Annotated in this window: 8 protein-coding genes and 1 pseudogene; all 9 read right to left on the bottom strand. The window is 68.0% G+C overall.

Features of this window, described 5'->3' with window-relative positions:
- Window positions 1-393 precede the first annotated feature (393 nt).
- Window positions 394-1,284 carry an ABC transporter ATP-binding protein gene (locus CVO76_RS07705; protein ID WP_208741548.1) on the bottom strand — a complete coding sequence of 297 codons (891 nt, stop codon included), beginning with the start codon at window positions 1,282-1,284 and terminating at the stop codon, window positions 394-396.
- On the bottom strand, window positions 1,271-2,167 hold the full coding sequence (locus tag CVO76_RS07700; protein ID WP_208741547.1) for an ABC transporter permease: 897 nt from the start codon (window positions 2,165-2,167) through the stop codon (window positions 1,271-1,273). Before CVO76_RS07700 ends, CVO76_RS07705 begins: the two co-directional genes overlap by 14 nt.
- Complete coding sequence (locus tag CVO76_RS07695) at window positions 2,167-3,915, bottom strand: glycosyltransferase (protein WP_244186266.1); 1,749 nt, start codon at window positions 3,913-3,915, stop codon at window positions 2,167-2,169. Before CVO76_RS07695 ends, CVO76_RS07700 begins: the two co-directional genes overlap by 1 nt.
- On the bottom strand, window positions 3,912-5,102 hold the full coding sequence (locus CVO76_RS07690) for a glycosyltransferase family 4 protein (protein WP_208741546.1): 1,191 nt from the start codon (window positions 5,100-5,102) through the stop codon (window positions 3,912-3,914). The genes CVO76_RS07695 and CVO76_RS07690 overlap by 4 nt, the downstream gene beginning before the upstream one ends.
- A gap of 80 nt (window positions 5,103-5,182) precedes the next feature.
- On the bottom strand, window positions 5,183-5,323 hold the full coding sequence (locus CVO76_RS07685; protein WP_208741545.1) for a hypothetical protein: 141 nt from the start codon (window positions 5,321-5,323) through the stop codon (window positions 5,183-5,185).
- A 641-nt stretch (window positions 5,324-5,964) separates the two neighbouring features.
- The gene (locus CVO76_RS07680; protein WP_208741544.1) at window positions 5,965-7,011 is read right to left on the bottom strand and encodes an LCP family protein; all 1,047 of its coding nucleotides are present in this window, start codon (window positions 7,009-7,011) and stop codon (window positions 5,965-5,967) included.
- A gap of 91 nt (window positions 7,012-7,102) precedes the next feature.
- On the bottom strand, window positions 7,103-8,521 hold the full coding sequence (locus CVO76_RS07675) for a sugar nucleotide-binding protein (RefSeq protein WP_208741543.1): 1,419 nt from the start codon (window positions 8,519-8,521) through the stop codon (window positions 7,103-7,105).
- Window positions 8,522-8,523: 2 nt separating this feature from the next.
- A complete protein-coding gene (gene rfbB / locus CVO76_RS07670) occupies window positions 8,524-9,522 on the bottom strand; it encodes a dTDP-glucose 4,6-dehydratase (RefSeq protein WP_208741542.1) in 999 nt (332 codons plus the stop codon).
- Window positions 9,523-9,552: 30 nt separating this feature from the next.
- Window positions 9,553-9,819: pseudogene (locus CVO76_RS07665) on the bottom strand (hypothetical protein); the annotation flags it as partial.

The raw sequence follows: 9,819 nt of genomic DNA, 5'->3' as shown, positions 1-9,819 counted from the left end.
GCCATAGCCTGCCATTGCCGGACCAGGCGGACTCGACGAAGATGAAGTCCAGGCGTTCGGCCTCGCACTGCTCCTGCCAGCGGCGCGGGTCGAGGGGCACCAGGCTCCACTCGTACCCGAAGGCAAATGACGAGAACTCGTCGAGGATGACCCCTACGCGGAGTTCACTTCGACGGGGAGGCCTGCGGCCGGCGGGCATCGCCGCGAACGAAAGGTGCCTGCGGCTCCCCCGTCCACTCCAGGCTCCCTCTGCCCCGCGCAGTCCACCGGGAATCGCGTGGGAAAGATCGGCCTTCTCCCTGGCGCTCCAGGTCCGGAGTTGCTTCAGCCCCCCATGGCGCAGATGCCAGAGTGCACGACGGAGGTGGGCCGGAGTGGCTGGAACGCCGCCGATCATGCCTTCCTGCGCCCCGAACCCTGGGTTTCCACCTCGGTGACGACCAGGGTGCTTCGTGCTTCCTCACGTAACGTCGCCGCGGTGTCGAAGTTCCCCTTGGTGAGCTGGCGCGTGTACTCCAGATAGGCCGCGGTGACCAGCGCCGGGTCCCCGTCCATCACGAGATCGCCCTGGTCCAGCCATAGGGTACGGGTGCACATCTCCTTGATGGTGCCCAGGCTGTGGCTCACGAGGAAAACGGACCCCGCTTTGGCTCGGAGTTCGTTCATCCGCTCCTTGCTGCGTTCGCGGAACTGGGCGTCTCCGGTATTGAGGGCCTCGTCGATCAGGAGAATCTCGGGGTCCACGCTGGCGGCGATCGCGAAGCGCAGCCGCGAGGACATCCCGGACGAGTAGGACCGCATGGGGAGGTGGATCGCCTTCTCCAATCCGGACAGGTCGACGATCGACTCGAACTTGTCGTCGATCTCCGCCCGGGTAAGTCCCATGGCAAGGCACCCGAGGATGATGTTGTGATCTCCCGACAGCTCCGGGACCAGGGCTGCATTGACCCCAAGCATCACGGGAATGCTCGACGCGTAGACCGCTCCCCTCGTCGGGTTGCTCTGCCCGCTGATGAGCCGCATGAGCGTGCTCTTCCCCGAACCGTTGCGTCCGACGATGCCGATCGACTCTCCGTGCTGGGCAACGAGGGACAGGGTCTTCAGGGCATCCACCGGAACGAGCGGGGTCCGGCCGAGCAACTTCCGTGCCAGCCCGCCGACCCCGCCACCGGGTACTGCCTGGTGCGCCTCGGTCGAGGGTACGTGGTAGCGCATGCTGACCTTGTGGACGACCACCGTCGGACGGATGCGCCCGCCGTCGCCATCCTGCTTATTCTCGGACATAGGATTCCTCTGCCTTCCAGAAGAACACGATGCCGATGATCAGCATGCCGAAGGCCCATGCGGCCAGAATCGCCCAGGATTCCCAGGACGGCAGCGTGGCGTACAGCACGCAATCGCGGACGATGTCGAGGACGTTGAACAACGGATTGAGCTTGACGATCGTCAGGAGTGTTTCGTGCTCGATGAAGCGCTCGTAGGAGAAGAACACCGCCGACGCATACATCCACACCCGCAGCGCGAAGCTCAACAAATGGGTGATGTCGTTGATGCGCGAGATCATCCGGGCGAGAATCAGCCCCACTCCGAGGTTGAAGACCGCCTGGAGGAAGAGCGCCGGGAGGATCAGGAGCCATCGCCACGTGATGTCCTCGGCCGGCGGGAAGATGAGGATGAGGATCAGCATGGTGATGAGTACCGGCACCGAGGCGAGGATCTCACGCACATTCACCGAGATCGGCAGCGTGGCCCGCGGGAAGTTGAAGGCCTGGATGACGGCCTTGTTCGCCTGGACGGACCGGGCTCCGTTGGTGATCGCCCTCGCGCTGATCTGGAAGAGGAAGACGCCGATGATCAGGTAGCCGATGAAGTTCTCGATGCCCCGGCTCGTGTTCAGCAGCAATCCGAAGATGAGGTAGAAGGTCAGACCGTTGAGGATCGGATTGAGGATCATCCAGGCACTGCCCAGACGGTCCCTCCTGTTGCCGCTGCTCACCCTGGCGCGCGCATCGTAGACGATGAAGCCTCGGTGGCTCCAGATCTGCTTCAGGTATTCGAGGAGGCCGGGCCGGGCTCCGATACGCAGCAGCCCCGCCGTCGAGACGGGCACCACCTCCACGCCGGCTGGTCCTGGCGTCGCCTGCCCGTCCTGGGCACCATTCGCCATCAGGAGGACAATTCCAGGTGCTGGTAGGCGTCGGAGAGCTCCGACGCATTGTGCGACCAGATGCGCGTCGCCAGTACTTCTGCACGCCCACTCGCGCCGAAGCCGACACGGACCGACTCGTCGTCCACCAGGTGCCGGATCGCCCCGGCGAGTTGGTCCGGATCCTCAGGCCGCACCAGCAGACCGGTGACGCCGTCCCGCACGATCTCGCGGAGGGCCGGCAGGTCGCTCGCGACGACGGGGCGGGCACATGCCATCGCTTCCACCGGCTTGAGCGGCGTGACGGCGCTGGTGACGTCGAGGTCCCGGCGGGGAACCACGAAGATGTCCAGGGCCTGGTGATAGGACCGCGCCTGGTGTCGGGGAACACGACCGGTGAAGGTCACCAGCGACGCGATGCCCAGCTCGACGGCAAGGGCCCTCAGCGACGGTGCCGCGGCGCCGTCGCCAACGATCAGGCAGCGGAGTTCGGGGTGGGTCGGAACGAGCAGCGCAACTGCCCGGAGGAGGGTGTGCAGTCCCTCGTAGTCGACGAGGCTGCTGACGGTGCCGACGAGGACCCCGTCTTCGGGCAGACCCAGCAGGCGCCGCGCCTCAGCCGAGGACAGGGGGTCCTCCAGGTACTCGTCGCCCACCGCGTTGGGGCTCAGCAGGATCTTTTCCTGCGGCACTCCGCTACGCATAATCCCCTGCTTCATAGCCTCACCTAAGGTCACCACGAGGCTGGCATTGCGCATCACCTGTGCTTCTCGATCAGTGAAGAGCTTATAGCGTTCGCTGGCTTTCACGTGTGCCGGGCGGGTGGAGGCCCAGGTGTCAGCCAGTTGGCCACGCGCTTCGTAGACCCATGGAATGCGCAGGGCGTGCGCCACCTGCTCCACCACGATCCCGTTCAGGAAGGGCGTTGTCACATGCAGGACGGACGGTCGGAGGTCCAGGGCGAGCTGGAGGAGCTCTTCGGCCTGCTGCTGCAGGCGCTCGTCGAAACCCCTTGCCATCGGCACGGGAAGCAGGCGGTGGTAGCTGACGCCGTCCAGCAGGTCCACGTCGTCCGCGAGGAGCTCCCCCACCTGAACCGGGTAGCCGATCCGGGTTGCCGCGTGCACGGTCCAGCCGGCGTCGGCCTGCGCCGTGAGGAGGGAGTGGGTGCGCTGTGCGTAGCCGCTCCCGGTATGGGGCAGCGAGTTGGTCAGAAGGTGGAGGACCGTCCTTCCCGCCGGCTCGTAGCCTTCCACGTCGCCGAGGGTCGGCGTCCAGCCCTCGAAGACACGCACCTCGCCGGCAAGCCGTTCCGCATGCCGCTTCCGTCCTGCTTCCCGGAGGACGTGGACGGCGCCGGTCATGGCGCCGTCGTACCAGTACCGGCGCGCCCGCTGGCCTGCCGCTGCAGGACCGGAGCCGGCAAGGGCCAGGAGCGCGTCGGCCTCGTCGAGCATGCCTGCCGCGAGTGCGACGTCGGCCAGGCGGCGCGCGGATCCGGCGGGAGTGCCGCCGGCAGCAGCTCTGTGGAGGATCGAGCCCACGGTGGCGCTCCGGCCCAGCAGGTGGGCGCACAGCGCCTCCACGACCGGCAGGTGGATCCACGGAGCCGCGGATATCCTGCCGGTTGCGCCCGCTACCCGGCGGACCAGGCCGTCGGGAAGCCTGCGGCTGACCTGCATGGCGAGAAGAACAGGATCGTCGCTGAGATGGGCCACAGCGGTCGACGCGGCGAGCCGGACGTTGCCGATCAGTCGGGTTGCTCTCACCGGCGGGGCTGCCCCGCTACCTCGGTGAGGAGGTCGATGTAGGTGCGGCTCAGGGCCTGGACGTTGGCGTTGTTCTCCACCCAGATCCTCCCCTGCACACCGACCCGGAGCAGTTCACGGTTCTCGGCGAGGGTGATCCACAGATCGGCGACCGCCCTGGCCTCGGAGGCCACGACGTGCCCGGCCTCCGCCTCCTCGAGGATGCTGCGTGCTTCTCCCCTGACGATGCCCGTGACATGACGGCCCACCGACAGCACCTCGTAGGTCTTCGAGGGGATGGTGGTGTCGAAGGACTTCCAGTCGTCCCGCAGCGTGACGATGCAGCTGTCCGCGCGCTCGTAGTAGTCCATGATCTGAGGGCCGTGGACCGGAGGATGGAACTCGACGGGGGCATCGAGCTGCCTCGCGAGGGCCATGAGCCCGTTCCGCTCCACGCCGTGACCCACGAGCGTGAGCCGCATCCTCGGACCGACGAGGGCCGCGGCCCGGATAGGGACGTCGAGCCGCTGGCTTTCGCCGTGGTTCCCCAGGTAGAGGACCTCGAGCCGGTCCTGCCGGCTGGCAGGGGGACCCAGGGGCCTGATGGACGCCATGTCGATGCCGTTGGTGACCGTCGCGACGTTCTTGAGCCCGCGCTCGCGAAGGGTGTGCGCGAAGCCGTACGTCACCGTCACCACGAGGTCCGCGCGGTCCTGGATGGCGATGATCGCCCGCTCGGCGAGACTCTTCGCGCTCCCACGCACGATTCGTGCATCCCGGGCGATGTCCGGCCAGGCATCGCGCATGTCGACGACCAGGGGCCGCCGCAGCATGCGGGCGACGACGAATCCCGCCCCCAGGATGGGAAGACTCGGCACGGTGACGATGACGACGTCGGGCCGGGGCGCGAGCGCTGCGGCCGGGATGCTCATCGCAGCCGAGAACAGGTGGTTGATGAGCCGTCCGCTCCGGGTGGTCCGGTGCCACAGGAAAGGCACCCGGCGGATCTTCTCGCCGAAATCGCCGAGGTCGGTCCGGAAGGGGCGGCCCGCCTGTCGCCGTGCGAGGGTCCGCCTGCCGTGCGGGGCGTGCGCCACGGGGGTCACGACGTCGATCTCCCAGCCCGCCGCCCGGAAAGAGCGGACGAGCTGCGTCCAGCGGCGCTGCGGAGGGCTGTGTTCAGGAGCATAGGAGTGCGTGAGGAGCATGACGCGCAACCGACTAACCCCCAAGCGCGGATCGAGACCAGATTATCCCGCTCATCCTAGCGCTACCCGGGACGATAGCGTCATCGAGCGGCCTGATTGGACCGCAGCCTCCTGTAGTACAGCGCACCGAGCACCAGGAGCAGGAGGATGACGAGCACCCGGGTCACCGGATGCGTGCCGATCGATTGGCTGGAGGCCTGGTCCATGTCCGAGTTGGCCACCGCTGCATCCGTTGCGGACGCTGTAGGTGTCGCGACGGGACGGGCGGGCGCTGTCGGTGTCGGCTTCTCCGTCGTCGGCCTTGCGGTCGGCGTCGTGCTCGGCCCTGTCGACGGCGAGGCAGACGGCGACGGCGACTCCTCCTCCTCCTCTTCCTCCTGGATGTCCTCCACCAGGTCGGTCGCCGGATCCCAACGGAACGAGGTGTAGGCGAGGGACCCGGGGATCACCAGGACGTTCGTTCCCGGCTCGATGAGGAATCCGGTGGGCGGGTGGATGAGCCATCCCGTTCCGGGGTCGATCTGGAAGCCCGTCGCCGGATCGACATCACGTGCGGGATCTTCTGTCGGCGACGGCTCCGGCGACGGAGTCGGTGCAGGTGCAGGTGCGGGAGCGGGCGCAGGGGCCGGAGCGGGCGCCGGCGCGGGGGCTGGGGCCGGCGCGGGGGCGGGCGCGGGGACCACTACTGGCGGAGGGGTGACCGGAGCGGGGGTGACGGGAGCGGGTGTGACCGGCCCGGGCGTGACTGGAGCGGGATCTGCAGGAGGGAGCTCGTCAGCCACCGCAGGCGCCACAGGCGCCATCAGGAGGGACAGCCCGAGCAGCGCAGCCCCTACTGTCCGCCGCGCCGCCCTTGCGCGCGTCACGACGAGGCTTCCGGATTGGCCGCCAGGTAGTCGGCCAGGGTGTCGCCCTGCAGCGCCTCGGCAACCTGCGCGATGGCGGCGTCGTCCTTGATCACGATCGACTGCCCGTCCGCCGAGGTGCCGGTCCCGAGGTTGGGCAGCGTGAAGAAGTCGATGTCGCCGCCTCGCACGCCGCGGAGCGACACGGCCAGCGATCCGACTGCCCCGGCGTCGAGGGATGAGTCCACGGCCACGAACGGCGACACCTGGTCGACGACCTCGTAGACCTTCTGCGGATTGGTCAGCGTATCCGCGGTGAGCACCTTGCTGATGACCGACTTGACGAACAGCTGCTGGTTCTTCACCCGCTGGTAGTCGCCGTCGCTGAACGCATAGCGCTCGCGGACGAACTTCAACGCCGACTCGCCCTGCAGCGTGATCGGTCCCGCCGCGAAGGACTCGCCCTCGCTGCCGCTCGACTGGAACGCGACAGGATTGTCCACCTGCACCCCGCCAAGAGCGTCCGTGAGGCCCTTGAACCCCTCGAAGTCGATACTGGCAACGTGGTCGATACGTGTGCCGAACAGGCCTTCGACGGTCTGCACCACGAGCGGTACGCCACCGAGAGCCATGGCGGCATTGACCTTGGCCTCACCGTGCCCCGGGATGTCCGTCCAGGTGTCCCGCATGATGGACATGACCTGGATGTCCTGGCGGTCCGCGGGGATGTGCATCAGCATCATGGTGTCCGCGCGGCTGTCCGAAGGATCAGTGGATGCCGTATCACCCAGCTCTTCCGGCGTCGCCCGTGAATCGCTCCCGAGCAGCAGGATGTTGACCGCACCCTCGGCCTCGGGGGCCACCGTGGGGCGAGATTCCTCCGCGGGGAAGGCCGTCTCGATCGTCTCGGACCCTGCATCGAAGGATCGCGCGAGCGAGAACAGGTAGCCGCCGGCCACGAGGGCGGCGACGACGACGAGGGCACCGAAGACCAGCAGGGTGGTGCGCACGGGATGGCGCTGACGCCTTCGTTTCACGGGCGCGTCGGTGTCGTTCAGTGCCATCGGGGTCCCCAGTCGAAGAGCTGTGGTCGGGTCGGATTCGGGTCAATGATACGGGGCCGGGCTGAGAGGACCGCCCAGCCCGCCGGAGATCCTAGCCGGTGAGTGCGCGGACATAGGCGCCGAGTCGCTGTGAAGCCGGGGCCGGCGCGAAGCCCGATGCCTTGATCCTGGACAGGTCGAGCGTGCTCTGCAGGGGCCGCGGCGCAGCATCCTTGCCCGCGAAGTACTCCGCCGTGCTGACGCCTGTGACGTCGGTGCGATCCCTGCCGGCGAGTGCGTACACCTCGGCCGCGATGTCCGCCCAGCTCTGCGCGTCACCGTCGTTGGTCACGTTGTAGGTGCCGTACGGCGCTCCCGTGCCGAGCAGGTGCAGGATGGCACCGGCGATGTCCCCGGTGAAGGTGAGGCGGCCGATCTGGTCGTTCACCACGCTCGGCGAGATGCCCCGGCCTGCGAGGCCCGCCATCGTCCGGACGAAGTTGCTGCCCTCCCCGATGACCCAGCTGGTGCGGAGGATGTAGTGGCGCGGCACGGTCGCGACGATCGCGTCGCCTGCCGCCTTCGTCTGTCCGTAGACACCGAGTGGGCTGAAGGGCTCCCCCTCGTCGTGGAGCTCCCGCGATCCGTCGAACACGTAGTCGCTCGAGATGTGGACGAGGGTCAGGCGGTGGGCGGCGGCCACCCGGGCGAGTGCTGCCACGCCGGAGACATTGACGGCCCAGGCGGCCGCGCGGCCCTCCTGTGTCTCGGCGGCGTCGACGGCGGTGTACGCGGCCGCGTTGATGATGGTGTCGTAGGCCGCCCAGGGTCGTGCGCCGTCGAGGTCGCCAGCGAGGAGGTCGAGCTCGGCGCGTCCGGCGAATTCGACGGAGGACTGGTCCGCGAGGGCGCCGCGGAGCGCCCGGCCGAGCTGCCCGTCGGCACCGACGACGAGCATTCTGCGCGGGGCGAGCGGCGTGACCTCGGCAAGGCGCGGGTGCTTCCGGTCCTTCTCGGACAGTTCCGCATCGCCCAGCGGGATGGGCCAGTCGATGGCGGCCGTCTCGTCCGCGAGGTTGAGGAACACGTACTGGTCCTGTGCGTCGGCCGACCAGTGGTCGTTGACCAGGTAGGTGTAGGCGGTCCCGTCCTCGAGGGTCTGGAACGCGTTGCCGACGCCTCGTGGAACGAAGATCGCCGTCGACGGATCCAGCTCGGCCGTGAAGACGGCACCGAAGGACGGCCCCTCGCGCAGGTCCACCCAGGCCCCGAACACGCGTCCCGTGGCGACCGAGATGAACTTGTCCCACGGCTCGGCATGGATCCCGCGGGTGGTGCCCGCGGTCTCGTTGAACGAGATGTTGTTCTGCACGGGACCGAAATCGGCGAGCCCGGCAGAGGTCATCTTGGCGCGCTGCCAGTTCTCCTTGAACCAGCCCCGGTTGTCACCGTGGACGGGAAGGTCGAAGAGCACGACGCCGGGGATCGGCGTCTCCCGCGCGGCCAGCGGCTTCGAGAAGGTGGGGCCCATCGTCACTGCCCCAGCTCGGTGTACCTGGACTCGGTGATTGCCTTCTGCGGACGCCACCAGTCCTCGTTGTCCCGGTACCAGGCGATGGTGTCGCGCAGGCCCTGCTCGAAGTGGTGGAACTGCGGGCTCCAGCCGAGTTCGGTGCGCAGCTTCGTCGAGTCGATGGCGTAGCGCAGGTCGTGGCCGGCGCGGTCCACCACGTGGTCGTACGCGTCGGCGGGCAGGCCCATCTCCGTGAGGATCAGCTCCACGACATCCTTGTTGTTCCGCTCGCCGTCGGCCCCGATCAGGTAAGTGTGTCCGATCTCTCCCCTGTCGAGGATCGTCCATACGGCCGAGGAGTGGTCGTTCGCGTGGATCCAGTCGCGCACGTTCAGACCCTCGCCGTAGAGCTTGGGACGGACGCCGTCGATCACGTTCGTGATCTGGCGCGGGATGAACTTCTCCACGTGCTGGTACGGCCCGTAGTTGTTGGAGCAGTTGCTGATGGTCGCCCGGACGCCGAAGGAGCGGACCCAGGCGCGCACCAGCAGGTCCGAGCCGGCCTTCGTCGACGAGTACGGGCTCGAGGGGTTGTAGGGCGTGCTCTCGGTGAAGCGTGCGGGATCGTCGAGCTCGAGGTCGCCGTACACCTCGTCGGTGCTGATGTGGTGAAACCTTGTGCCGAACCTGCGCGCGGCCTCGAGCAGCGTGTAGGTGCCGATGATGTTCGTGTCCAGGAAGGGCCGGGGGTCGTGCAGCGAGTTGTCGTTGTGCGACTCCGCCGCATAGTGCACGACGGCGTCGGCCCGTTCGGTCAGCGGATCCACCACGGCGGCGTCCGCGATGTCCCCGACCACCAGTTCGAAGCGGTCGGCGGGCAGTCCTTCGAGCGAGGCGTGGTTGCCTGCGTAGGTCATCTTGTCCAGCACCGTGACGGAGACTTCCGTGTGCTCCATCAGGTAGTGGACGAAATTGGACCCGATGAAGCCGGCGCCGCCGGTGACCAGAAGATTTTTCACAAATCGCACCTTACCGGCAGCGCTCGGGCGTCAGGACTGGTGGCGTCCGCGTCGGCGCGCGGCCAGCACACCGATGACGGCGAGCGCGACGGCGACGACGCCGGCTCCGATCCAGGCGGCGGGTGCCAGGGACGACGTGCGCTCCTCGTCGACCGCAGCCTCCGGGCTGCTCGAGGGCGTGCGGGTGCTCGACCGGCTGGGCCGCGGGGTCGGACTGGCCGAGGCGGTCGCCACGGGAGCGACCGACGTCGCGACGGGTACGGGAGCGACCGTGGGAGTGGGTGTGACCGTGGCGGG

The organism is Arthrobacter agilis, from assembly GCF_002953615.1.
Taxonomy (GTDB): Bacteria; Actinomycetota; Actinomycetes; order Actinomycetales; family Micrococcaceae; genus Arthrobacter_D; species Arthrobacter_D agilis_B.
This window is presented reverse-complemented; position numbering and strand designations above follow the sequence as displayed.

Coding starts and splice junctions, on each gene's coding strand:
- CVO76_RS07675 (WP_208741543.1), bottom strand. CDS start 8,521: ATGGGCCCCACCTTCTCGAAGCCGCTGGCCGCGCGGGAGACGCCGATC.
- CVO76_RS07690 (WP_208741546.1), bottom strand. CDS start 5,102: ATGCTCCTCACGCACTCCTATGCTCCTGAACACAGCCCTCCGCAGCGC.
- CVO76_RS07705 (WP_208741548.1), bottom strand. CDS start 1,284: ATGTCCGAGAATAAGCAGGATGGCGACGGCGGGCGCATCCGTCCGACG.
- CVO76_RS07680 (WP_208741544.1), bottom strand. CDS start 7,011: ATGGCACTGAACGACACCGACGCGCCCGTGAAACGAAGGCGTCAGCGC.
- CVO76_RS07700 (WP_208741547.1), bottom strand. CDS start 2,167: ATGGCGAATGGTGCCCAGGACGGGCAGGCGACGCCAGGACCAGCCGGC.